Origin of the sequence: Granulicella sp. dw_53 (genome assembly GCF_018449545.1) — a bacterium.
Lineage (GTDB): Bacteria > Acidobacteriota > Terriglobia > Terriglobales > Acidobacteriaceae > Edaphobacter.
Genome location: NZ_JAAVUR010000015.1, coordinates 63,660 through 86,654, shown reverse-complemented (window position 1 = coordinate 86,654; position 22,995 = coordinate 63,660). Strand labels below are relative to the sequence as shown.

General features: G+C 60.6%; 24 protein-coding genes. 11 read left to right on the top strand and 13 right to left on the bottom strand.

All coding sequences use genetic code 11. The features are described 5' to 3' along the window. Nucleotides 1–26 precede the first annotated feature (26 nt). The gene (locus HB393_RS20230; protein ID WP_255551404.1) at nt 27–557 is read right to left on the bottom strand and encodes a DUF3224 domain-containing protein; all 531 of its coding nucleotides are present in this window, start codon (nt 555–557) and stop codon (nt 27–29) included. A gap of 152 nt (nt 558–709) precedes the next feature. Here HB393_RS20230 and secA point away from each other — a divergent pair, with 152 nt between their 5' ends. Then, the gene (gene secA / locus HB393_RS20225; RefSeq protein WP_213807012.1) at nt 710–3,787 is read left to right on the top strand and encodes a preprotein translocase subunit SecA; all 3,078 of its coding nucleotides are present in this window, start codon (nt 710–712) and stop codon (nt 3,785–3,787) included. Nucleotides 3,788–4,414: 627 nt separating this feature from the next. Here secA and HB393_RS20220 read toward each other — a convergent pair. The 3 genes from HB393_RS20220 to HB393_RS20210 are packed head-to-tail and all read right to left on the bottom strand — an operon-like array spanning nt 4,415 to nt 8,466. Beyond that, nucleotides 4,415–5,011: a hypothetical protein gene (locus tag HB393_RS20220; protein WP_213807011.1), complete on the bottom strand. Its 597-nt coding sequence runs from the start codon at nt 5,009–5,011 to the stop codon at nt 4,415–4,417. Then, nucleotides 5,008–7,002 (bottom strand): ATP-binding protein, encoded by a 1,995-nt coding sequence (locus tag HB393_RS20215; RefSeq protein WP_213807010.1) that lies wholly within the window; start codon nt 7,000–7,002, stop codon nt 5,008–5,010. The genes HB393_RS20220 and HB393_RS20215 overlap by 4 nt, the downstream gene beginning before the upstream one ends. A gap of 3 nt (nt 7,003–7,005) precedes the next feature. Beyond that, a complete protein-coding gene (locus tag HB393_RS20210) occupies nt 7,006–8,466 on the bottom strand; it encodes a sigma-54 dependent transcriptional regulator (RefSeq protein WP_345945338.1) in 1,461 nt (486 codons plus the stop codon). 158 nt (nt 8,467–8,624) lie between these two features. Here HB393_RS20210 and HB393_RS20205 point away from each other — a divergent pair, with 158 nt between their 5' ends. Then, a complete protein-coding gene (locus HB393_RS20205; protein ID WP_213807008.1) occupies nt 8,625–8,954 on the top strand; it encodes a rhodanese-like domain-containing protein in 330 nt (109 codons plus the stop codon). A 102-nt stretch (nt 8,955–9,056) separates the two neighbouring features. Further along, nucleotides 9,057–9,602: a hypothetical protein gene (locus HB393_RS20200; RefSeq protein ID WP_213807007.1), complete on the top strand. Its 546-nt coding sequence runs from the start codon at nt 9,057–9,059 to the stop codon at nt 9,600–9,602. 22 nt (nt 9,603–9,624) lie between these two features. Here HB393_RS20200 and HB393_RS20195 read toward each other — a convergent pair whose 3' ends face one another. From HB393_RS20195 to HB393_RS20185, 3 genes are all read right to left on the bottom strand, one after another. Further along, on the bottom strand, nt 9,625–10,602 hold the full coding sequence (locus HB393_RS20195; RefSeq protein WP_213807006.1) for a tyrosine-type recombinase/integrase: 978 nt from the start codon (nt 10,600–10,602) through the stop codon (nt 9,625–9,627). Nucleotides 10,603–10,706: 104 nt separating this feature from the next. After that, nucleotides 10,707–11,660, bottom strand: coding sequence for a site-specific tyrosine recombinase (locus HB393_RS20190; RefSeq protein WP_213807005.1), 954 nt, complete (start codon nt 11,658–11,660; stop codon nt 10,707–10,709). Between the two features lie 122 nt (nt 11,661–11,782). Continuing rightward, the gene (locus HB393_RS20185) at nt 11,783–12,481 is read right to left on the bottom strand and encodes an EAL domain-containing protein (RefSeq protein WP_255551403.1); all 699 of its coding nucleotides are present in this window, start codon (nt 12,479–12,481) and stop codon (nt 11,783–11,785) included. 202 nt (nt 12,482–12,683) lie between these two features. Here HB393_RS20185 and ffh point away from each other — a divergent pair, with 202 nt between their 5' ends. The 3 genes from ffh to HB393_RS20170 all read left to right on the top strand — a co-directional run bounded on the left by ffh (nt 12,684) and on the right by HB393_RS20170 (nt 14,792). Then, nucleotides 12,684–14,069, top strand: coding sequence for a signal recognition particle protein (ffh, locus tag HB393_RS20180; protein ID WP_213807003.1), 1,386 nt, complete (start codon nt 12,684–12,686; stop codon nt 14,067–14,069). Nucleotides 14,070–14,154: 85 nt separating this feature from the next. Continuing rightward, a complete protein-coding gene (locus HB393_RS20175; protein WP_213807002.1) occupies nt 14,155–14,478 on the top strand; it encodes a type II toxin-antitoxin system RelE/ParE family toxin in 324 nt (107 codons plus the stop codon). After that, nucleotides 14,475–14,792, top strand: a complete 318-nt coding sequence (locus HB393_RS20170) for a helix-turn-helix transcriptional regulator (protein WP_213807001.1) — start codon at nt 14,475–14,477, stop codon at nt 14,790–14,792. The genes HB393_RS20175 and HB393_RS20170 overlap by 4 nt, the downstream gene beginning before the upstream one ends. 49 nt (nt 14,793–14,841) lie before the next feature. Here the strand turns inward: HB393_RS20170 and HB393_RS20165 are convergent, their stop codons facing one another. The 4 genes from HB393_RS20165 to HB393_RS20150 all read right to left on the bottom strand — a co-directional run bounded on the left by HB393_RS20165 (nt 14,842) and on the right by HB393_RS20150 (nt 17,227). After that, nucleotides 14,842–15,375, bottom strand: a complete 534-nt coding sequence (locus HB393_RS20165) for a cytochrome P460 family protein (RefSeq protein WP_213807000.1) — start codon at nt 15,373–15,375, stop codon at nt 14,842–14,844. 204 nt (nt 15,376–15,579) lie between these two features. After that, nucleotides 15,580–15,732 carry a 50S ribosomal protein L33 gene (gene rpmG / locus HB393_RS20160; RefSeq protein ID WP_213806999.1) on the bottom strand — a complete coding sequence of 51 codons (153 nt, stop codon included), beginning with the start codon at nt 15,730–15,732 and terminating at the stop codon, nt 15,580–15,582. 2 nt (nt 15,733–15,734) lie between these two features. Further along, a complete protein-coding gene (gene rpmB, locus HB393_RS20155; protein ID WP_213806998.1) occupies nt 15,735–15,968 on the bottom strand; it encodes a 50S ribosomal protein L28 in 234 nt (77 codons plus the stop codon). A gap of 44 nt (nt 15,969–16,012) precedes the next feature. Continuing rightward, entirely contained in the window at nt 16,013–17,227 is a 1,215-nt protein-coding gene (locus HB393_RS20150) for a GTP-binding protein (RefSeq protein WP_213806997.1), read from the bottom strand. 135 nt (nt 17,228–17,362) lie between these two features. Here HB393_RS20150 and HB393_RS20145 point away from each other — a divergent pair, with 135 nt between their 5' ends. After that, complete coding sequence (locus tag HB393_RS20145) at nt 17,363–17,755, top strand: transcriptional repressor (RefSeq protein WP_213806996.1); 393 nt, start codon at nt 17,363–17,365, stop codon at nt 17,753–17,755. A gap of 119 nt (nt 17,756–17,874) precedes the next feature. Here the strand turns inward: HB393_RS20145 and HB393_RS20140 are convergent, their stop codons facing one another. After that, nucleotides 17,875–18,375, bottom strand: a complete 501-nt coding sequence (locus HB393_RS20140; protein WP_213806995.1) for a hypothetical protein — start codon at nt 18,373–18,375, stop codon at nt 17,875–17,877. Nucleotides 18,376–18,828: 453 nt separating this feature from the next. On the opposite strand from HB393_RS20140, the gene HB393_RS20135 reads away from it, so the two are divergent. Both HB393_RS20135 and fabF read left to right on the top strand, forming a co-directional pair. Further along, on the top strand, nt 18,829–19,191 hold the full coding sequence (locus tag HB393_RS20135) for a diguanylate cyclase (RefSeq protein WP_255551401.1): 363 nt from the start codon (nt 18,829–18,831) through the stop codon (nt 19,189–19,191). 86 nt (nt 19,192–19,277) lie between these two features. Then, nucleotides 19,278–20,528 carry a beta-ketoacyl-ACP synthase II gene (fabF, locus tag HB393_RS20130; protein WP_213806993.1) on the top strand — a complete coding sequence of 417 codons (1,251 nt, stop codon included), beginning with the start codon at nt 19,278–19,280 and terminating at the stop codon, nt 20,526–20,528. Nucleotide 20,529: 1 nt separating this feature from the next. Here fabF and HB393_RS20125 read toward each other — a convergent pair whose 3' ends face one another. Next, the gene (locus tag HB393_RS20125) at nt 20,530–21,102 is read right to left on the bottom strand and encodes a GNAT family N-acetyltransferase (RefSeq protein ID WP_345945336.1); all 573 of its coding nucleotides are present in this window, start codon (nt 21,100–21,102) and stop codon (nt 20,530–20,532) included. Between the two features lie 111 nt (nt 21,103–21,213). Here HB393_RS20125 and HB393_RS20120 point away from each other — a divergent pair, with 111 nt between their 5' ends. Then, on the top strand, nt 21,214–21,357 hold the full coding sequence (locus tag HB393_RS20120) for a DUF3309 family protein (RefSeq protein WP_213806992.1): 144 nt from the start codon (nt 21,214–21,216) through the stop codon (nt 21,355–21,357). A gap of 89 nt (nt 21,358–21,446) precedes the next feature. Beyond that, nucleotides 21,447–22,394 carry a dienelactone hydrolase family protein gene (locus HB393_RS20115; protein ID WP_213806991.1) on the top strand — a complete coding sequence of 316 codons (948 nt, stop codon included), beginning with the start codon at nt 21,447–21,449 and terminating at the stop codon, nt 22,392–22,394. Nucleotides 22,395–22,995 lie beyond the last annotated feature (601 nt).

The window sequence follows — 22,995 nt, the reverse complement described above, 5'->3', positions numbered from 1 at the left end:
CAGCCTATCATCCATTGCAAGTCGCCCTACTCCGGCAAGCTGTAATCGAACACATAAGAATGCTTGCCACCCTCCATCACAATATCCATCTTCCCCACCAACCCCACCAGCTCCCCCGTTCCCGAATCAGGAACCACCGTCAACACCAACGTAGGCACCCCACGATTCATCGTCCCGGAGTGCTGCAACGCGAACGTGCCCTTCTTCCCACCCAGAGCACCCGTCACGATCTCCATCGCCACATAGCCGCCCGACCCCGCCGCCGAACCCGCCGCCAGCATCTGCCCCTTGCTCGTCGCGTCCAGCTCCCCATGGAAGGTCTTATCGATCAGCATCCTCGCAACCCCCGCGCCTCCACCACTCTCCTCCGCCGCCTGCGGAGCCAGCTTCACCTCAAACGCTCCCGTCACATGCTTCATAGTCATCCTCTCCCCCGGTCTCCCGGACAAAACCTTCCCCGAAGCCGTACCGTCTCCGGTTTGCGAATACCCAACCGGCCCCATCAAGACCAGAGCCGGCAAAACAACTCCAGCCGCCTTCTCAAATAGCCTCTTCAAAGCCACTCACCCCACTCGTTACTATGTCAGCAAGCCCCAACGATACCCCATGCCTCCCGTCCCGCACCAGACCTTGTCACGTTCCCCTAACCCCAATGCACCCTGACCATTTACACTAGAGCTTGGGGCGAGTGCGCCCGAAGGACACCAGTTTGCTCAATTCAGTCATCGCCAAGGTATTCGGAACCAGTAACGAACGCGCTGTAAAACGAATCCTGCCCATCGTGGAGCAGATCAACGCCCTCGAGAACACCATCCAGGCGCTCTCGGACGACGAACTGCGCGGCAAGACCATCGAATTCCGCCAGCGCATCGAAGCCGCCCGCAGCGCCATCGAAGACACCAAAGAAAACGCCGACGCCCGTTATGAGGCTGAAAAGACGGCTCTCGACGCCATCCTCCCCGAGGCCTTCGCCGTCGTCCGCGAAGCCGGCAGGCGCATCGTCCAGATGCGGCACTTCGACGTCCAGCTCATAGGTGGAACCATCCTGCACCAGGGCAAGATCGCCGAGATGAAGACCGGCGAAGGCAAAACCCTCGTCGCCACCCTTCCCTGCTACCTCAACGCCCTCGCCGGGCGCGGCGTTCACGTCGTCACCGTCAACGACTACCTCGCCAAACGCGACGCCGAGTGGATGGGCAAGATCTACGGCTTCCTTGGCCTCTCCGTCGGCGTCATCGTCCACGACCTCGACGACCAGCAGCGCCGCGAGGCCTACGCGGCCGACATCACCTACGGCACCAACAACGAGTTCGGCTTCGACTACCTCCGCGACAACATGAAGTTCGAAATCAAGGATCAGGTCCAGCGCGGACACTACTACTGCATCGTCGACGAAGTCGACTCCATCCTCATCGACGAGGCCCGCACCCCGCTTATCATCTCCGGCCCTACCGACCAGACCACCGACAAGTACGCCCGCGTCAATCTCATCATCCCCAAGCTTGAGCTCGGCGAGCTCGTCGAGACCCTCGAGAACAAGACCTGGACCGGCGACTACGTCGTCGACGAAAAGACCCGCTCCATCACCGTCACCGACGACGGCTGGGAGAAGATCGAAGAACTCCTCGGCATCGGCAATATCGCCGACCCCGAAAACTGGGACCTCAAGCACCACGTCGAGACCGCCATCAAGGCCCACTCCCTCTACAAGCGCGACGTCGAGTACGTCGTCAAAGAGGGCGAGGTCATTATCGTCGACGAATTCACCGGCCGCCTCATGCCCGGCCGCCGTTGGTCCGACGGACTCCATCAGGCCGTCGAAGCCAAGGAAGGCGTGGCCATCCGTAAGGAAGATCAGACCCTCGCCACCATCACCTTCCAGAACTACTTCCGCATGTACAAAAAGCTCAGCGGCATGACCGGTACAGCCGAGACCGAAGCCGCCGAGTTCGACAAGATCTACAAGCTCGAGATCGTCGTCGCCCCCACCAACCGCAAGATGCTCCGCATCGAAAACCCTGACGTCGTCTATCGCACCGCGCAGGAGAAGTACTTCGCCGTCGCCGACGAGATCACCCGCCTCCACGAACTTCGTCAGCCCGTCCTGGTCGGTACCACCAGCATCGAAAAGTCCGAGCTCCTCTCCGAAATCCTCAAGCGCAAGGGCGTCCGTCACGTCGTCCTCAACGCCAAGTTCCACGAGAAGGAAGCCGAGATCGTCGCTCAGGCCGGACGTCTCGGCATGGTCACCATCGCCACCAACATGGCCGGTCGCGGTACTGACATCCTCCTCGGTGGCAACTCCGACTTCATGGCTCGCCAGGACCTAGTCCGCAAACAGCAGGCTCGCTCCGTCTCCGCCGCCGAAGGCACGATCTCGCCCGTCGCCGGACCCGGCATGTTCCGCTTCTACTACCAGTCGCAGGAGTTCGAGACCACCCAGGAAGCCTGGGACAACGCCGTAGCCGCCCACGCCGCGGCCGCCAAGTCCGAGCACGAAGCCGTCGTCGCCGCCGGTGGCCTCCACATCCTCGGCACCGAGCGCCACGAGTCTCGTCGCGTCGACAACCAGCTTCGCGGACGCGCCGGACGTCAGGGCGACCCCGGTGCCTCACGCTTCTACCTCTCGCTCGAAGACGACCTCATGCGCATCTTCGCCCGCGAGTGGGTCTCCACCCTGCTCCAGCGCCTCGGCATGGAAGAGGGCGTCCCCATCGAGTCCGGCATGATCTCCCGCCGCATCGAGGCCGCCCAGAAGGCCGTCGAAAGCCAGAACTTCGAGTCCCGCAAACACGTCCTCGAGTACGACGACGTCATGAACAAACAGCGCGAAGCCGTCTACGGCCTCCGCCGCCAGCTCATGGAAGGCGTCGACCAGAAACAGCTCATCACCGACGACTACCTCTCCACCATCCTCTCCAACATCCTCGACGAGGCCATCCCCGAGAAGGCTCATCCCGACGAGTGGAAGACCACCATCCTCTTCGACCAGCTCTACGACGTCTTCGGAGCCCGCTTCGACCAGGAGCCCGAGAAGGTCGACATCGCCTCCCTCAACCGACACGAGCTCGGCGAGACCATCTACGACCGCCTCCGCTCCCGCTACGACGTTAAGGAGCAGATCCTCGGCGCAGAGCAGATGCGTTACCACGAGCGCATCGTCATGCTCTCCGTCCTCGACGGCCTCTGGAAGGATCACCTCCTCGCCATGGACCACCTCAAGGAAGGCATCGGACTCCGTGGCTACGCCCAGCAGGACCCCCTCGTCGCCTACAAGAAGGAGTCCTTCGAGATGTTCGAAGCCATGATGATCCGCTTCCAGGAGGACACCGCCCGCCACCTCTTCCGCATGCAGATCATCGGACCCGACGGCACCCCCATCGAGACCGCCGAGCAGCTCGCCCGCATTCAGAACACGCCTCCTGTCATCGAAGGAGATCTGGGCGGCGGCGCGCCTCCCGCCCAACTGCCACCCCCCGCATCCTCAAACGGGGCATCCCGCGTCCCCTCCAGCACCAACGACCGCAGCGCGACGCAGCCGCCCCCACGCCAGCCCGTCCCCGTCGTCCCCACACGCGCTCCGGCCACCACTATCGACGCCCTCGAGCGCGAGTTCCACAAGAAGAAACAGCGCGAGCTCGACCCGGCCCGCGCCGCCAGCTCCTCCGCCGCCTCAGCCAGCAACGGCAACGCCCCACGCCTCACCGGCGAAAAGGTAGGCCGCAACGACGACTGCCCCTGCGGCTCCGGCAAAAAATACAAAAAGTGCCACGGCGCCAACACCTAACCCACCCCACACCCCCTCAGGAAGCCTACGGAAATCTCCAGGGAAGCACCCAAATCCGGGTGCCCCACCCTTTTGCAGTCTCATCTCAAATAGGGTGGGGTATCGTGCAAAGCAGGACCGCCTTCTTTCCAAACCCACAACCGCCCGGGTGAGGAACCTCAGACAAAAGCCCGAACGTTTCTTCACCCACCCAAAGCCCGGTGCCCCATCCTTCGCGCCTTTGTCTCTAGCGAAGGGTGGGAAGTAAACCATCCCCCAACCCCAACGCCGATTCCCCACCACCCGAACCCAATTAGCCCAAACCCAACAACCACTTACAACCATCTCCCCCAAAAACACCAACAAAACAACCTGTCAACCCCCAAATCCCACTAACCCCAACAAAAACAAAGACATCCAAGTGGCACTTTAGTTATGCTCCACCCACTAAACTAGAAGTAGAAAGTAAAAATCCGCCCAGCACGGATAGCACCACTTAGCTCTTTCCCAACTCAACCAGCGGCATAACCCAAGCCAAATCAATATTTTGAGCACAACCCATGTAGATAGAGCCACTTACAGCAGACCCAATTCGGCAACCCGCTCAAAATAAATCACTTATGCCCCAAAGGGGGGAGGGGGTAGCCCCTAATTACTTCCACCCCGGTCAAGATCATAGAGCAACAACCGAGCCTTGGTAGCCAGAGTCTTAGCACCCTCCGCATCTCCGGAGTCCAAAGCCTGCTGCGCCTGCCGCTGAAAGTTCCGTATCTTGCTGATCTGCGACCGCTGCGCACTCACGGTCTTGGCTGGCAGCGCCTTCAACCGCCTATCGTTCGAGGCGATCAGGTCAGCCGCCTCCTGCCGCCGTTGCGGACTGGCATCGCCACCGGCAGTAAGCTCGCCGATCGCTGACTCCTCCGTCGCCCCTTCGGCAGTCGTGACCTGCGCCGGAGGAGTATTCGCCGCAGGAGCCGTAGCCGCGCCAGCCTTCGGAGGAACCCGTCTCCGAACTCGCGGCCTGGATGCGGCAGCGGCGATAGGCACCGGCGGAACCTCGATCTCCGGCGTCTCCACCAACGGCAGATCGTCGGAAGAGGCAGGCAGCCAGGCAATCGGCGCCTGAGCTTGTGGCAGAACCACGGGCTTTGCCTTCTTATGAAGACATCCACTCAACCCTAGGGGGACCACGGCGTAAAGCAACGCCAGCCTTAGCCCCCTCATCCTCGCGTCCTGCAGGTTCAAACGTTCTCCTTACTCAACGAGCCAGACTCGCTTCGAGCCATTCCTGCTGTGATCTTGCGTCCTTCGCCAGTCGTTCCTGCCGCGAGCGGAACCTTCAAAGTAAACGTTGTGCCGCGATCCGCAGCCGCCGGGTCCGCATTGGACCGCACATCCATGGCTCCGCCATGCATCTGGAGAATCCGATACGTAGTAGCGAGGCCGATGCCGCTGCCTTTAGGTTTAGTTGTGAAGTACAGTTCGAAGATACGCGGTAACACCTCCGCAGGTATACCCTCTCCTGCATCGGCGACCTCGACCACCGCAAACTGCCCGTCCCGACGCACCGCGACACGTATCGCTCCACCTCGCGGCATCGCCTGCATCCCGTTGAGCAGCAGGTTGAGCAACGCCTGGCGCATCAACTCGCCGTCCACACGGACCAGAACCGCCTCTCGCGACAGATCCATCGTCACCTGAACGTTGTTCTCCGCCATCTCCGCCCCGGTCAGCTCGATCACGGAGTGAACCACCCGCCGCATATCCTGCTCATGCAGATGCAACTCCATCGGACGTGAAAAATCAGCCAGCGTCTGCACAACCCGGTCCAGCCGCTGCATCTCGCCTACCAGAATCTCGACATGCCGTTGCGCTCCCCGGAAGAGCTCACCATCCATGCTGCTAGCCTTGCTCTCCCCAGCAGACAGCTTCCCTCTCAGCAACTCCAGGTGAACCACCATCGCGTTGATCGGATTCTTCACCTCATGCCCAACGCCCGCAGTGAGCCGCCCGATCGCCGCCAACCGCCGCGAGACCTCCAACTCCTGTCCCAACTGGAGAGCCGACTCCGTATCCCGCAGAGTCAACAACGTCCCCATATTTCCCTCGCCGCCGCGCCCATCGTTAATTCGATCCAACGAGATCTGAACCTCGCGGCCATCCTCCAGCGTGACTCCCTCGGCGATCACCTCACGGCCACTCGCAAACGCCTCTAGAACCGCGGTCCCCAACGCCGTCTCCGGCGCGAAGATCTCCTCCAGCCGCCGTCCCACCATCTCCCCTTCCTGCCGGCTCACGAAGTTCTCCACTGCATCGGACACCATCACCGCCCTCCGATCCGCCGTGAACAACAGCACTCCATCCCGGAGCGTATCCAGCATCTGGTTCAAATTGGCCTGCAAGGCCGTGTATCCAGCCTCCTTCGTTCGCATCTGCTCGCCGAGCCGGTCGATCGTCTTCGTCACGCGCACCACGGCATCGCTCTTCTCCTTGCCCGCGCCGAGAACGGGCAAGTCTGGCTCCGCCGAATTCAGTCCAAGCTCAGAGGCCAGAGTCAGCCGTTCCAGCCGTCGGCTGATCTGCTCAATTGGAAGCAACGCAAGGTTAGCAAGCAATCCGGCAGCCAAAATAGACGCAAACCCAGCAATCGCCGCGAATATAAACGCCGCCCGCAGCCAGGGAGCATAAGAGTTCTTCAGGAAGGTCGATCGCACCCCCACATGAACCACCAGAAAGGAGCGTCCATTCCGGTCAAGCGACTGCGTCAGATCCAGAACCCGCGGCCTTCCAAACACCTGCCTGGTCTGGTAGACCACTCCTCCGTCCCGCACAGACTTCAGTCCATCCCGGTACGAAGCCTGCTGATTCAAAGTGTCTGGATCCGTACTCACCAGCGTCATTCCATGCGCGTCCGTCACGCTCACGTCCTGCACCTCGGTCGAGTAGCGAACCACCGCATTCATCACGTCCATCAGCGCATCGTTGCTGCGCAGCGCGTCCAACACCGCTTCATGCAGCGCATCCTCGCTGCGGTCCAGTGGAGGATGCTCTTTGATTCCGGTCTCCACCGCCTGCCGCGTCATCAGCAGAACCTCGTGCGCAAGCACATCGTTCGCCGCGACCGTCTGTTCGATCCTCTGTCGCAGGAGCTCAGCTACAAAGAGCGACGAGAGCAACACCACGATCGCAAACGTCAGCGCCGACACCGACAACACGAGCTTGGTCTTCAGCCGCATCCATTACTCCGCCGCATCGTCCGCCGCAGCGCTGGAGTACTCCTTCAGCTTGTTCTGCAGCGTCTTTGCACTGATGCCCAGGATCTCCGCCGCCTTCGTCTTGTTGTTATGAGTCGAGTCCAGCGTCCTCAGAATCAGTTGCCGTTCCGCCTCGTTCACCGTCGTTCCCACCTCGACGTGAACCGTCTTGCGATCGTCCAGCATCCTCTGAGCCTCCGCCTTGATCGCCTCCACGTCGCGCACACCAGACTCTCTGCCTGCTTGCCGAGGCCGCGTCGTCAGCGGAGAAAATCCCACCTCCCCAAAGTGAGGCGGCAGATGCTCCACCCCGATCAGACCCGATCCCGCCAGGATCGTCGCCCGCTCAATCGTATTGCGCAGCTCACGCACATTTCCCGGCCAGCCGTAGTCTTCCAGCCGCTTTAGCAGGTTGTCCTTCATCCCGGAGACCATGCAGTGATGCCGCTCGTTCATGTCCTGGATCATCTTCTCCGCAATCGCCTGAACGTCCTGCGGATGATCCCGCAGCGGAGGCATCTGGATGTTGAACACATTCAGCCGGTAATACAGATCCCCGCGCAGCTCGCCATTGGCCACTGCCTCCTCGGGATCCTTATTCGTCGCCGCAACCACGCGCACATCGACAGGAGTCTCGACCTTGCTGCCCAGTCTTCTCAACTTGCGGTCCTCGAGCACTCGCAGCAGCTTGGCCTGCGTCGCCGCCGGCATCTCGCCAATCTCATCCAGCAGCAGAGTGCCTTCCTCCGCCAGCTCGAAACATCCCGCTCGGCGCTCCAACGCGCCCGTAAACGCGCCCTTCTCATGCCCGAAGATCTCGCTCTCGATCAGCGTCTCCGGAATCGCCGCACAATTCACCGCCACGAAAGGCTTAGTATGACGTCCACTGAGCTCGTGCAGAGCCCGCGCCACCAGCTCCTTACCAGTACCGCTCTCCCCCGTCACCAGCACACTTACATTCGAAGGAGCCACCCGTTCGATCAGCGAGAAAATCTCCTTCATCTGCGGAGAAGATCCCACCAGCGGCCCCAACCTGCCCGTATCCCGCAGCTGCCGCCTTGTTACCTCCAACTCCAGGTCCGATTCCCTCTGCCGGCTCGCATTCTGCAGAATCGTCCTGAGCCGGATCGGATCTACTGGCTTGGGGATATAGTCATACGCGCCCTTCCGCATCGCCTCCACCGCCGAGTCGATCGACCCCTGCGCGGTCAGCATCACCACGACCACCCGTCGCGGCAGCTCGCCGATCCGCGCCAGCAGCTCCATTCCATCCATCCGCGGCATCTTCAGGTCTGTCACCACAATCGAGGGAGACCACTGCACGATGCGTTCCAGCCCTTCCACTCCGTCTGCAGCGCCCTCCGTCCGGTAGCCCCAGCTCTCGATCAGCTCGGTCAAACCGGTCCGTGCGTGCAGCTCATCCTCGACAATCAGTACCTTTTCCAATCTTCCTCCAGCCATACAACGCCGCTCAGGGCCTGTGAAAATCCCAACGGGTCCAGCCAATTCTCCAGATTTCGCACTGAGTGGCCCGATATTCGCGATATCCGTTGGATGCAAGCCAGCCTACAGTGTACCGTTCCCTCCTTGGTATCCTTTTATCCATGCTAGATCCAGAGATCACAGCCCAAGCCTACCTCCAGCAACGCACCCAAACCTCCGCCGCCCCTCTCCTCTTGGACGTTCGCGAACCGTGGGAGTTCCAGACCGCCAGCCTCCCCGGTGCGCTCCTCATGCCCATGGGCGAAGTCACCTCCCGCGCCCACACCGAGCTCGACCCCGACCAGCCCATCGTGGTCCTCTGTCACCACGGAGCCCGCTCCCTCTCCGTCACCATGTGGCTGCGCCAGCAGGGCTTTGACCACGCCCAGTCCCTGGCCGGCGGCATCGACGCCTGGTCGCGTACCATCGACCCCACCATCCCTCGCTACTGAGGCACACCACATCCTTCAACGCGGGATTCATCATTCAACACTAGATTGAAGCCCTCTCCCATGTTAGGGTCAACACACAAAGCCAGGCACTTGGGAGCAGTCATGAACAAGCAGTTCCGCGCCTCCGTCATCTCAGCCATAGCTCTGATGATGTCCTTCGCCTCTCTCACCAGTTACTCCCAAGCACAGTCGCCGACTTCGGCCCCCGCCACCGCGGCGGAGTCATCCAAAGCTGACTTCAACGGAACCTGGAAGCTCAACCCCACCAAGAGCGAGTTCAGCCCCGCCCCGCTGCCCAGCGCTCAGAGCGAGGTCATCACGCTCACCGGCGACGATCTCACCATCCTCTTCACCTCCGAGTCCACGGACGGCAAGCAGAAGTCCACGAATATCTTCAAGCTGGGCGGCCCCGAAGCTCCTGCCGCGAAACCGGAGATCAACGAGACTCCCCTCGCCGTTCTCAATGCCAAAGCCGAGTGGAAGGGCAGCACCATCGTCATCACCCAACACGTCACCTACCAGGGAGGGCCAGGAACCATGGCGTTAACGTATAGCCTCTCCGCCGATGGCAAGACCCTTACCAAGGCCATGAGCATCTCTCTCGATGTGGGCCAGTACGATCTCAAGGCCGTCTACGACAAGGTCTGATTGCCGGTCGAATATAGGGTCGTCATTTGGCCCGAGGATGGGTCTCGTCGTACACCCGCTGCACCTGGCCTACCGTCAACTGCGTATAGCGCTGCGTCGTCGACAGCCGCTCATGCCCCAGCATCTCCTGGATGGCTCTCAGGTCCGCGCCCTCTTCCAGCATATGCGTCCCAAAGGCGTGGCGCAGCGTGTGCGGATGCACATCCGCCGCCAGACCACGGCTCAGCGCAATCGCCTTCACGATCCGGCCCACACTCCTGGTCGTCAACCTGCAATCTCCGCGCATCCGCAGATTTGTGACCAGCGGCCCATCCTGGATCAGTTTGCCCTTCCCAGCCGCAGCGAGCTTCGCCTCGCGTAGCGGCAGGAAGATCCGTAGCGCCGCAGCAGCCTCGTCCCCGAGCGGAACCAACCGTTCCTTCTTCCCTTTTCCCCGCACCAGGATGGCATCGTCCTTCCAACGGACGTGCCCCATGTCCAGTCCTACCAGCTCCGAATTCCGTATCCCGCATCCATAGAGCAGCTCGAAGATCACACGGTCCCGCTCCGGCCAGGCAGCCGTCTCTTCTTTCCCCTTCTTCTCCGAACCCTCGACCGACCCTTCCAGCGAATCCAGAACGCGGTTGACCTCCTCCATGCTCGGCACGCGCGGCAGATGCATCGGACGCTTCGGGGTGCTCACCAGCAGCGCAGGATTCTGCACCACCTTCCCTTCCTTCGCCAACCACTTGAACCAGCTTCGCACCGCCGCCAGCGCCCGCGCCGCACTCGCCTTCGTCAGGCCGCGCTCATACAACACCGCTAGATAAGCCCGTATATGCAGGTGCTCTACCGCCGCGATGGAGCCACCCGTTCCCAAAGCCTCTTTCAGATGAGCGGCGAAATTCCTTACCTCCCGCGCATACGCCCGCACCGTATGCTCAGAAGCCCCTCGCTCGTTCGCCAGCATCGCCAGGAATCGCTCTGCCAACGCCTCTATCTCACTCACAGCCTCGGACATCTCAACCCCTCGAGCGGTAACCAACTCAGTTCGCCCAACAGCTAACTCAAACCACTAACTGCATGTGTCTCGATTCCTAAGAACTACCGTCATTCCCGCCGCGCTCAGGCGCCATGATTCGCTCCCTGCCTCATCTTTCCCCTGGGATGATGCATCCGATGAACCTGCTTTAGATGTCCCAGAGCCACATGCGTATAGACCTGGGTCGTCGCAATATCCGCATGACCCAGCAGCGTCTGAACGCTCCGCAGATCCGCCCCATGTTCGACCATATGGGTGGCGCAGCTATGCCGCAGCTTGTGCGGACTCGCCTTCTGCCCCGGCCCCGAGACCGCCCTTACCATCTCCCAAACCCACTGCCGTGTCAGCGGCTTGCCTCGTACAGAAAGAAACAACGTGCGCGGAAACGGCCTCGCCTTCACCAGCCCTGGCCGGCCTATCGAGATATAACGCTCCAGCGCCGCAATCGCTCTCACTCCCAGCGGCACAATGCGCTCCTTATCTCCCTTGCCTCGAACCTGCACTCTGGCTTGATCGACATGCAGATCCTCCTCCCGCAACGAGCAAATCTCGCCTACCCGCAGACCGCCCGCATACAGCAGCTCTAAAATCGCGTGGTCCCGCAGCGCCAGGCCATCCGCATCCGCCGCCCGCGCCGCCGTGCCCGTCCGCTCCAGCATCTCGGCGACCTCGCTCTCGGCCAGCGACTTCGGCAGAACCTTCCAGCTCGCCGGAGACTCTACATTGACCGTCGGATCGTGGGTGATCCTCTTATCCAGCAGCAGCCACCGGAAGAATCCCCGCAGCGCGCTCAACTTCCGCGCAATCGACCGCGAATCGACCCCATTCGTCCGCAGTCCTTCCATAAATCCACTGACATCCGCCTGCGTCGTCCCCACGAGCAGGCCGTTGCGCCCCTCCACATGCTCCGCCAACTGCTCTAGGTCGCGCTGGTATGCCTCGCAGGTCGCCGGCCGCATGCCCTTCTCCACCTGCAGATAGGCACAGAACTCCCGCACCACGCGAACATTCCCCGAAGCCTGGCCCGATTCCGTCATAGAAGACGATTATCCGCGCTCGCAGCCGTCTGCGTCGCTTCCACCGAATCCACAGTATCCGCCTTGCCAGCATCCCATTCGCTACTTGCAGACCGCCCAAGTACGTTGCAAGTGGAGCGGATTCAGACTCCAGCCGGAAATGAGACCTCAGGCAGACTCTCAAAGCTCGGGTGGGCAAACAGAAACCCCTGCATCAGATTCACCCCGCACCCCCGAACAGCCCTGAACTCCTCGACCGTCTCAATCCCCTCGGCGATGATGTCGATCTTCATCGTCCGGCAGAGATCCACCATCGACCGCACGATCGCCAGCGCCGCCGGCCGCTCCTGAATCTTACGAATCAACCCCATATCCAGCTTCACGATCTCGATCCGCATATCCGCCAGCACATTCAGCCCCGCATAGCCCGCTCCAAAATCGTCCATCGCCATCCGGAAGCCATGCTTCCGGTACTCGTCGACGATCCCCAGCAGATGCTGCCGGTCCACAATCTCCTCCGACTCCGTGATCTCGAAGATGATCCGGTCCAGCGGAAACCCCAGCCTGGTCGCCGTCTTCAGCGTCAACTGAATACAAGCCGCAGGACTGTACACCGCACCCGGCATGAAATTAATCGACAGCATCGCACCCGTCTGCTGCAGATTCAGCTTCACCGCCAACTCGATCGCCTTCACCCGGCAGCTCTGATCGAACCGGTACCGGTTCTCTGCCGTCACCCGCTCTAGAATCGAAGCCGCAGACTCGCCCTCCAGACCTCGCACCAGCGCCTCGTACGCAAAGATCCGCCTCGCGTTTACATCCACGATCGGCTGAAACGCCATGCTGAAAGGAAATGGCTCTTCAACCCCTCCCGAACAGGCGCCACAACCCGAACCTTGCGGCATGATAGTCATAGCTCGATACTATGTACGCAAGCCAACTCTCAGCGTCACCCAACATACATAGCGGGTAACACTTTCGAATTAGTCCTCTAGCCTCGCCCGGAAATCCCATCTCCACGCCGCTGGTAAACTCAAGACAGTTATGTTTGAAAACCTAAGCGACAAACTCCAGCGCTCCTTTAAGAACCTCCGCGGTCAAGGCACCCTCTCCGAAGAGAACATCGCCGACGCCATCCGCGAGATCCGCCTCGCCCTCCTCGAGTCCGACGTTAACCTCAACGTCGTCAACGACCTCGTGGACCACATCCGCGCCCGGGCGCTCGGTACCCAGGTGACCACGGCCCTGTCGCCGTCAGAGCAGATCGTCAAGATCGTCCACGACGAGCTCGTCAACGTCCTCGGCAAGGACACCGCCCGCTTCAAGACCTCCTCCCAGCCCCCCAGCGTCATCCTGATGGCCGGCCTGCAGGGCTCCGGTAAGACCACCACCTCCGGCAAGCTCGCCCAGTGGCTCAAAAAGTCCGGCCACCGGCCCATGCTCGTCTCGGTCGACGTCTACCGCCCCGCCGCCCGCGAGCAGCTCGCCATCGTCGCCCGCTCCACCGGCTCCAACATCTACGAGGGCGACCTCAAGGGCGAGACCCCCAACTCCGACCTCGTCCTCCGCCTCGCCAAAGAGGCCAAGCGCGACGCCGCCAACTTCGGCTGCGACATCCTCATCGTCGACACCGCCGGCCGCAACCAGATCGACGCCACTCTCATGGACGAGATGGCCGCTCTCAAAAAGCTCCTCAACCCCTCCGAGATCCTCTTCGTCGCCGACGCCATGACCGGCCAGGACGCCGTCAACTCCGCCAAGGCCTTCAACGACCTCCTCACCATCACCGGCTCCGTCCTCACCAAGATGGACGGCGACGCCCGCGGCGGCGCTGCCCTCTCCATCCGCCACATCACCGGCGCGCCCATCAAGTTCCTCGGCACCGGCGAAAAGCCCGACGCCTTCGAGCCCTTCCACCCCGACCGCATCGTCTCCCGCATCATGGGCATGGGCGACATCGCCACCCTGCTCGAACGCGCCGAAGAAAAGCTCGACCGCGGCAAAGCCGAGCAGTTCGCCAAGAAGGCCCTCTCCGGCGACGGCTTTACCCTAGAAGACTTCCGCGACCAGCTCCGTCAGATCAAAAAAATGGGCTCCATGCAGTCCATCCTCAAGATGCTCCCCTCCATCGGCCCCTTCGCCGGCATGGCCCAGGCCGCCGAGAACGTAGACGAAGGCCAACTCACACGCGTCGAGTCCATCATCAACTCGATGACCAACAAGGAGCGCCAGGACCACGAGATCATCAACGGCAGCCGCCGCAAACGCATCGCCACCGGCTCCGGAACCACCGTCCAGGACGTCAACAACCTGCTCCGCCAATACGCCCAGATGCGAAAGATGTTCAAGACCATGGGCAGCGGTGGCGGCCTGAAAGCCCAACAGCGCATGATGAGCCAGATGCAAGGACGGCAGAAGTTCGGCAGATGATCGTTTGACATAGAAAGCCTTACTTCAATGCCTGATCATAGCCATTTACCCAACTTCCAATATTGCAAAAAAGGTATAATAGGTCATGTCATGGACCGTAGAGTTTTTCAACCAGGACGTGAAGTTGTCCCTCGATGCCTTGCCCCTTGATATTCGCGCCAGCTTTCAACGCATCGTGGAGTTGATCCAATCCCATGGTCTGGAGCGTGTGCGTGAGCCATACGTCAAGCACCTTGAAGGAGCGCTCTGGGAGATGCGCATGAAAGGCCGAAGCGGAATCGCTCGTGCCGCGTATGTCACCGTAGTTGGCAAACGCATCGTCGTCGTCCATGCCTTCGTAAAGAAGACGCAGAAGACGCCAAGGCGTGAGATTGAAATCGCCCTGAAACGGGCCAAGGAGGTTCTATGAAAAGCCCAGCAAAGCGTAAGTTCATTCCCGTAGGAGAGTCCTTCACCCAATGGAAGAAAGACCCTAAGTACGTCGCCTCCTACGCCGCGCTCGAAGAGGAGTTCGCCTTGGCCTCTTCCCTGATCAAAGCCCGCAGCGCAGCCGATATGACCCAGGAGCAAGTCGCCCAGGCCATGGGAACAACCCAGGCGGTCGTCGCGCGGCTCGAAAGCGGCAAAGCATTGCCCTCCACTCGCACTCTGCAGCGCTTTGCTAAGGCGACCCGCACACGTCTGCGTATCACCTTTGAACCCCAACTCAAGGCCACTCGTTGAGATAGCTCGCATGGAAATCACCATGCATCTGGCTATCTGCGGGTGCAGCTCAACGCTTCTGATACGGATGGAAGATATAGTCCTTCGCCTTCACCGCCACATGGCACTTATGCCCGCAGTCTGAAGGGCTGGGATCCGCCGTGAACTTGTCCGATGCGGCTGCGTAGTTGAACAGCGCATAACCCCATCCGCCGCTCTTCGGAAATCTCTTGCTGTCCTTTTCCATAACGAAGGCCTGGCTAAAGATATCTGGCACATCCACGACAAAGGGAGCATCTGTGCTCTTCTTCGGCTTCCACTGGAGCTTCACGATCCGGGAGCCATCCGGGAAGGGCTGACCATTACCCGGAACGCCGTCCTTATACGCCTTGATCATGATTGGATTGGCGACGATCACCTTGAGCACTTCGTCGGTGCGGGCGGACGAGACCACCGCCCAGTCCTCGTATCCCTTGAAGTCGGAGAACGCAATTCCGTCCGGCGATTTCAGCGTGTACTTTTCCTGCGAGTGAACGGCCACGCCGCAGAGGAGGGCGAGCACTGCCGTAGCTCTTGCAACTGTGAGCATGCTTTTGCGCTTCATGGCTGATCTCTTCTCAAAGAGGATTTCCACTGGGGGCCGAATGCGGCAAAGCATATCACACTCAACCACGTCCCGATTCGTCGACGCGAGTCTCGCATCCACTTGCAAAAGATAACGCAAGGTCGAAAGAATAAAATGAGCGGACGCACGTTCCTAACACAAGCTGGGCCGGCAGATCCACCCGGCCCAGCCCACCCCCACCAACTACGCCTTCGCCTCGCGATATATCACATGCTTCCGCACAATCGGATCGTACTTCCGCAATTGCAGCTTCTCGCTCTTCAACTTCGGATTCTTCGTCGTCGTGTAAAAATGCCCCGTCCCCGCCGTCGATTGCAACTTGATAATCGTTCGCATTCCTAACTCCCTCTCTGCTTGCTGCCCTTAGCCATCGCAGCGTCGTAGCCGATCTTCCCAATCGTCCGTAGGGCATGCATGCTGATTCGCATCCGCACCCACCGGCCCTCCGACGGCACCCAGATCCTCTTCCACTGCAAGTTCGGCTCCCACCGCCTCCGGCTCTTGTTATTCGCGTGGGATCTCTTGTTGCCGCTCATCGGACGCTTGCCCGAAACCGCACATACCTTCGCCATTCAGTCCTCTCTTTCTCTCTACCGAAACACCGCTTGCAACCTGGTTAAGCCTCGACCGCCTGCTCCCGCTCCATGAACATAGCGGCAAATGGATTGTCGAACAGCCGCCAAGCCTCCGCGCCCCCGGCCATCTCCTCCTCCGTCAGCAAAGCCGCATCCAGCCGCGCCTCTATCTCTGCGCGGTCCATCTCCACCCCAATGAAGACGATCTCCTGCCGCCGGTCGCCCACCTCCGGATCCCACACCTTGCCGACATAGTCCGCCAGCTCCGGATCGTCCAGATCCTCCGCCGAGTCGGCCGCGAGCCACAGTCCCGAAGGCTCCACCATCAACGTGCGCCCCGCCACCGAGAACAGGATCGTCTCATCAGGGTTCGAAGCCAGCCACGCAAACCCCTTCGCCCGCAGCACCTCCGGAAAGCCCTCATCCGTCAGCGTCTCGAATCGCCCCGGATGGAACGGCCGCCGCGCCCGGTACACAAAGCTCCCAATCCCGTACTCCTCCGTCTCCGGAATATGCTCTCCATTCAGCTCCTTCACCCAGCCCGGAGCCGTCTCCGCCTTCTCCATATCGAACAGCTCCGTATTCAAGATCACATCCAGCGGAACCTTCCCCCGCACGCAAGATACGATCCGCGCATCCCCATTCAGATGGCCGATAATTCCAGCCAGCCGAGCCAGATCCTCGGCGCTCACCAGATCGGCCTTGTTCAACACGATCACATTCGCGAACTCCACCTGATCGATCAACAGATCGCCGATCGTCCTCTCATCCTCGTCACTCAACGCCACCCTGCGTTCGCGCAGATCCTCCAGCGACCGGAAGTCCTCCAGGAACGTCACCGCATCCACCACCGTCACCATCGTGTCCAGCTTCGCGACCTCAGCCAACGACCTGCCCGTCTCATCGATGAACGTAAACGTCGCCGCCACGGGCATCGGCTCAGAGATGCCCGTGGATTCGATCAGCAGATAGTCGAACCGGTCCTCCCGCGCCAGCCGCGACACCTCCTGCAGCAGGTCGTCCCGCAGCGTGCAGCAGATGCAGCCGTTCGTCATCTCGACCAGCCTCTCCTCCGTGCGGCTCAACTGTGCGCCGCTCTGCTCCACCAATCTCGAATCGATATTGATCTCGCTCATATCGTTAACAATCACAGCCACACGCAGACCTTCGCGGTTATTAAGAACGTAGTTGAGCAAGGTCGTCTTGCCTGCCCCTAGAAAACCGGAGAGCACTGTCGTCGGAAGTTTCTTTTGCATACGGATCACCTCTACCCACAAACCTAACACTAATGATAATTCAAATTCAATAACACTTCCAAAAATGTCCCTTTTAGGAAAGTCCTCCAGAATGGAGTTGAGACTGGCTTCGCAACACGTTAGGATAGATCCGACATGTCGACTGCCATCCAAACTCGAAATACACGTCAAAAAGAAGCGATCCGCGCGGCCTTTCTAGAAGCTGACCGGCCCCTCTCACCCGAAGAGGCTCTGATCGGCGCGCAGAAACAGGTCCAGGCCGTCAGCATCGCAACGATCTATCGCAACATCGCCAGCCTGGTGGAGGAGCAATGGCTTACCACAGTGGACGTGCCCGGCCACTCCTCCCGTTACGAAGTCGCAGGCAAAGCCCATCACCACCACTTCCAATGCACCTCCTGCAACACAGTGCATGAGCTCGCAGGCTGCGTCATGCAGACTCGGCCGAAACTACCCCGTGGCTTCACCTACACAGCCCACGAGTTCTTCGTCTACGGAACCTGCGCGGACTGCAAAAATAACAGCTAACGGCAGTAAAGATTCCAGGCTTCGTTCGAACTAGCCTCGAGTCAAAAACAGCTCGCTCCAAACGAAAGCGCCCACCTCATGCCGAGGTGGGCGCTTCAATCGTTCAATGCGGGTAGGTCTTACCGGTGTCCTCCACCGCCATGGCCGCCGCCACCGCCGTGGAATCCACCACCACCGCCACCACCATGGAATCCGCCGCCACCGCCACGGAATCCGCCAGCGCCGCCACGGAACCCACCACCACCGAAGCCACCTCGTCCTACGCCGCCGTAGCCGCCTCGGAAGCCGCCAACTCCTCGTCCATAGCCGAAGCCACCGCCGCGAACGCCACGGAATCCGTAGCCGCCGAAGCCGCGTCCATAGAAGCCGCCGCGGAACCACGGACCAGCACCGATGAAGATGCCGCCGTTAAACCACGCCGGACCATAGTAACCATAGGGAGCACACGCATACGGGTAGTAGTTGTAATACCCATACGAGCAGGCGGGCGGCCCATAACCGTATCCGTCATATGCCCCCACCCCTGGACCCACCCCGATGCCCACAGCAACCTGCGCATGGGAGTAAGCCACTGGGATAAACAGAATTGACAGTAGCGCGAGATACCGTAGATATTTCATTCGATCCTCCTCCTCAGAACCCGGCATCAATTCCGTAATCCTGAAGGGCCCAAACGCCTGTTCGAGCCTATCCATTAGAACCCACCCTAACCGGAAATGTTGCTCGGCCTCCCGGACACCGAACCTGCAAACCCTCACCCGCCAAGGCTTTCCGTATTCCAGACGACTCTCAGGTAGGAACACGAGCATAACAATCCCACCTAGAAGTTGACAACCAGAACCCTCCCAAAAACGCACCAAAATGGACCAGCCTCGCCACCGCCCGCTCCGGTCTCTCCAAATCAGAGCCGTAACCCATTCCAGGCGAAGGATATAGACAATTTGGCCAAAGAAGGGGATGGAACACAATCGCTTCTCGGGTAAAATCCAAAATGTCCCCACATAGCATAAGATCGTCTCCACCGAGAGCACTTCCCTCTGCGCGTCCTCAAAGCCGTATGAATTCAATCGGCATTGAAATCCGCAGAAAAATCGAGCAAGCGAAGGCCTGGGGAACACGCTGAGCAAACCGCACTTCGAAGATGTGTCGCAAAAGAAAGCGATCCTAGTACGCTCCCCCACACCCCCATGGAGACCGCCACCGAAGTCGCCGAGCGCCTCCGCTCCTCCATCGAAGCGACCGAGATCCTCTACGGCCACATCCAGACCCGCATCACCGCCAGCTTCGGACTAGGACAGCTCCAAAGCTCCTCCAACACCTGGGAGCACCTCTTCATGAGCTGCGACAAGGCCCTCTACGAGGTCAAGAGAGCCGGCGGAAACCTCTCCGAGCCCAGATCCAGCAAAACCTCAAAACTCACCCTCCTGGGCCATTGAAACCGAATCCATCAAACCATCCATATCCTCATGTAAAATAAGACCGAGCGGTCTCATCCGGCGAAAGGCCGACGACACCGACACACATGACCACAAAGCGCCGCATCGTAGTCACCGGAGTCGGTCTCGTAAGCCCCGTAGGCATAGGCACAGAGCAAACCTGGCAGGCCCTCCAGCGCGGTCAGTCCGGCATCGCTCCCATCACCCTCTTTGACGCCACCGGCTACGCGTGCCAGATCGCCGGCGAGGTCAAGGACTTCGTCCCCGAAGACTTCATCGATCGCAAAGACATCAAGAAGATGGGCCGCTTCATCCAGTTCGCCCTCGCCGCCACCGACTTCGCCATGAAGCAGTCCGGTCTGCAGATCCTCCCCGAAACAGCCGAGCGCACTGGCGTCTACGTCGGCAGCGGAATCGGAGCCTTCGAGGTCATCGAGCGCGAGCACACCAAGCTCATGACCGCCGGGCCCGGCCGCGTCTCACCCTTCTTCATCAACGCCTCCATCGCCAACCTCGCCGCCGGCCAGATCTCCATCCGCTACGGAGCCTCCGGGCCCAACCTCACCCCCAGCACCGCCTGCACCACCGGAGCGCACGCCATCGGCGAAGCCTTCCGCATCCTCGAGCGCGGCGACGCCGACGTCATGATCTGTGGCGGCAGCGAAGCCGCCGTAACTCCGCTCTCCATCGCCGGATTCGCCGCCATGCGCGCCCTCTCCACCCGCAACGACGACCCCGCCACCGCCTCCCGCCCCTGGGATGACGACCGCGACGGCTTCGTCGCCGGGGAAGGCGCAGGCATCCTCATCCTCGAAGAGCGCACACACGCCCTCCGTCGCGGCGCCACCATCCTCGCCGAGCTCGTAGGCTACGCCGCCAACTCCGACGCCTTCCACACCAACGCCCCACCCGAAGACGGCCGCGGCGTCCGGCGCGTGATGCAGCTAGCCCTTCAGGACGCCTCCCTCGAGCCTCACACCATCCAGTACCTCAACGCCCACGCCACCTCAACCCCCTTGGGCGACCGAGCCGAAGCCACCGCCATCGGCGTCACCTTCGGCGACCACACCCCAAACCTGCTCGTCAGCTCCACCAAGTCCATGACCGGCCACCTCCTCGGCGGAGCAGGCAGCCTCGAAGCCGGCATCACCGTCCTCGCCCTCCGCGACCAGCTCGCCCCACCCACCACCAACATCCAGCATCTGGACTCCGCCTGCACCTTCCAGGTCGTCCAGAACCAGGCCGTCGCCGCCCCTATGCAGTACGCCATGACCAACTCCTTCGGCTTCGGAGGAACCAACGCCTCCCTCATCTTCCGCCGCCACGAGATCGACTAGCCTAAACCTCCTTCACCATCCGCACGATCTCGATCGTCTCTCCACCACCCACAGGCACGTTCGCTCGACTCACCTCGCGATACCCCTTCAGCGTATAAAGGGCCACGCCCGTCAGCGTGCTCCCCATCTCCAGCCGTCGAAACCCCGCCTCCACCGCCGCCCGCTCCGCAGCCTCTAGAATCAAACTCCCCAGCCCCATCCGCGCAAACCGTGGATGCACAAAGATCGCCCGAATCTTCGCCGCATCCACCTCCGGGTCCAGCCGCTCCGGTTCGATCCTCTCCATCTGCTTATCGCCGCCATACAGCGTCTTCCTGAAGCTCCACCCGCCGCACCCCGCCAGCGTCCCATCCTCCGCCACAGCGACGAAGTAAGTCCCATCCGCGATTAACTGGCTGTCCGTCGTAAATACCGTAGCCAGCGCCCCTTCAATCTGCGCCGCGTTATAGTCGCCTGCCTGTAGCATCCGCACCGACGCATCGATCAACGCGGCAATCTCCGCAACGTCCTCTGTCTTTGCTACTCGCAGCTTGAAGTCCATTCCCAAAAGTGTAAGTGCTTGGATCCTCCGCACATATTTTCGCAACTCGAAACCTTAAACACAGCCTTTCTGCAAAATCTGCATCCTACCTTTCATACGGTCCAACAGAACCTCAATAAATCGACCGCAACGGAGAAAGAAAAAATGCTCCTTTTACTGATCATCTTGATTTTGGTCTTCGGCTTCGGAGGCTATCGCATGGGTCCCGGCCTCGGCTACTACGGCGGCGGCGGTATCAGCCTTATCCTCGTCATCGTCCTCCTTCTTCTTCTCCTTCACGTCATTTAGGCCCGGAAACTAAGGCGGCGCGGGCAATTGCAGGCCATAAGGATCGAAACTGCTTGTCGATCGCGCAAGGGCGGTAATACACTCCCCCCATGTGCCGACAAGCCTTCAAACTCCTGACCGTCCTGCTACTCTTGCCCTTCGCCGCCTCCTCGCTCCGTGCTCAGGACTGGGCTAAGGCCAACCTCGAAAAATCCCCCCGCCATCGCGAGTGGGTCCCCATCAAGCATGGAGACCGCACCGTCAACACCTACGTCGTCTACCCCGAAATCAAAGACAAAGCCCCCGTCGTCATCCTCATCCACGAGATCTTCGGCCTATCCGACTGGGCTCGCGAGATGGCCGATGAGATCGCCGCCGCCGGCTACATCGTCGTCTCGCCCGACCTCCTCTCCGGAGCCGGACCCAACGGCGGAGGCACAGACTCCTTCACCAAGATGGAAGACACCACCAAGGCCGTCTCCAGCCTCAACGCCGATACCGTCACCGCCGACCTCGACGCCGTAGCCAACTACGGCAAGACCATCCCCGCCGCCAACGGCAAACTCTTCGTCACCGGCTACTGCTGGGGCGGCGGCAAGTCCTTCCTCTTCGCCACCCACCGCCACGACCTGACCGCAGCCTTCGTCTTCTACGGACCGCCACCACCCGACGCCGAACTCAAGAACATCACCGCCCCCGTCTACGGCTTCTACGCCGGCAACGACGCCCGCATCGGAGCCACCATCCCCGGCACCATCGACGCCATGAAGGCCGCCGGCAAGAAGTATGAGCCCGTCACCTACGACGGCGCAGGACACGGCTTCATGCGGGCAGGCGAAGACCCCACAGCAGCCACCGGAGCCAACGCCGCCATGGCCCCTGCCAACAAAAAAGCCCGCGACGAAGCCTTCGCCCGCCTAACCTCCCTCCTCAAACAGCTCAACCAGAAGACCGCCTCCACCTCTCCACGCAGCGCACACACCACAAAACCCGTCACAGCCAAGGCCACCAAAGCCATCCTCTGCCACGATCCAGCAATGAACATGTCAACAATGTAACCATCAACCGCCCAAGTCACCCACCAAAACAAAACAGAGCAGCACAAAAGCGGGTGCCCCACCCTTTTTGCAGTCTCATCGCAAATAGGGTGGGGTATCGTGCAAAGCACGACCGCCTTCCCTCCCAAGCCCCAACCCCCCAAGCGGGAAACCTCAGACAAAACCAACCCGTTTTTTCTTCATCCCACCTCAACAGCCCGGGTGCCCCATCCTTCGCGCCTCTGTCTCTAGCGAAGGGTGGAAACCACAACCTCTCCCCAGCCAAAACGCGTCAAACAAGCACAAACATAATCTGTCACAAACACCCCCCACACACACAAATTGTCATCCCAAGCGAAGTAACTCGCAGCTTCACCGCGAGTTACGCAGTCGAAGGACCCGCGGTTGCATTTGCAGTTGTCCTTGTCGTTGCAGTTGCCGTTGTCTTTGCAGTTGCCGTTGCTTGTTTTACGCCGTCATCCTGAACGAAGTGAAGGACCCCTGTATTGGCAGTTGCAGTTTGGATCAGCATAGGACTTCAGCCCCACAAAAAAGAACCAAAACCAAAAAGAACTTTCAGCCCGCAAACCCACAAACCCTCCATCCCCACCGCGATCCAAAC

Coding starts and splice junctions, on each gene's coding strand:
- HB393_RS20215 (WP_213807010.1), bottom strand. CDS start 7,002: ATGCGGCTGAAGACCAAGCTCGTGTTGTCGGTGTCGGCGCTGACGTTT.
- HB393_RS20205 (WP_213807008.1), top strand. CDS start 8,625: ATGCTAGATCCAGAGATCACAGCCCAAGCCTACCTCCAGCAACGCACC.
- HB393_RS20200 (WP_213807007.1), top strand. CDS start 9,057: ATGAACAAGCAGTTCCGCGCCTCCGTCATCTCAGCCATAGCTCTGATG.
- HB393_RS20195 (WP_213807006.1), bottom strand. CDS start 10,602: ATGTCCGAGGCTGTGAGTGAGATAGAGGCGTTGGCAGAGCGATTCCTG.
- HB393_RS20190 (WP_213807005.1), bottom strand. CDS start 11,660: ATGACGGAATCGGGCCAGGCTTCGGGGAATGTTCGCGTGGTGCGGGAG.
- HB393_RS20185 (WP_255551403.1), bottom strand. CDS start 12,481: ATGGCGTTTCAGCCGATCGTGGATGTAAACGCGAGGCGGATCTTTGCG.
- ffh (WP_213807003.1), top strand. CDS start 12,684: ATGTTTGAAAACCTAAGCGACAAACTCCAGCGCTCCTTTAAGAACCTC.
- HB393_RS20175 (WP_213807002.1), top strand. CDS start 14,155: ATGTCATGGACCGTAGAGTTTTTCAACCAGGACGTGAAGTTGTCCCTC.
- HB393_RS20170 (WP_213807001.1), top strand. CDS start 14,475: ATGAAAAGCCCAGCAAAGCGTAAGTTCATTCCCGTAGGAGAGTCCTTC.
- HB393_RS20165 (WP_213807000.1), bottom strand. CDS start 15,375: ATGAAGCGCAAAAGCATGCTCACAGTTGCAAGAGCTACGGCAGTGCTC.
- rpmG (WP_213806999.1), bottom strand. CDS start 15,732: ATGCGAACGATTATCAAGTTGCAATCGACGGCGGGGACGGGGCATTTT.
- rpmB (WP_213806998.1), bottom strand. CDS start 15,968: ATGGCGAAGGTATGTGCGGTTTCGGGCAAGCGTCCGATGAGCGGCAAC.
- HB393_RS20150 (WP_213806997.1), bottom strand. CDS start 17,227: ATGCAAAAGAAACTTCCGACGACAGTGCTCTCCGGTTTTCTAGGGGCA.
- HB393_RS20145 (WP_213806996.1), top strand. CDS start 17,363: ATGTCGACTGCCATCCAAACTCGAAATACACGTCAAAAAGAAGCGATC.
- HB393_RS20140 (WP_213806995.1), bottom strand. CDS start 18,375: ATGAAATATCTACGGTATCTCGCGCTACTGTCAATTCTGTTTATCCCA.
- fabF (WP_213806993.1), top strand. CDS start 19,278: ATGACCACAAAGCGCCGCATCGTAGTCACCGGAGTCGGTCTCGTAAGC.
- HB393_RS20120 (WP_213806992.1), top strand. CDS start 21,214: ATGCTCCTTTTACTGATCATCTTGATTTTGGTCTTCGGCTTCGGAGGC.
- HB393_RS20115 (WP_213806991.1), top strand. CDS start 21,447: ATGTGCCGACAAGCCTTCAAACTCCTGACCGTCCTGCTACTCTTGCCC.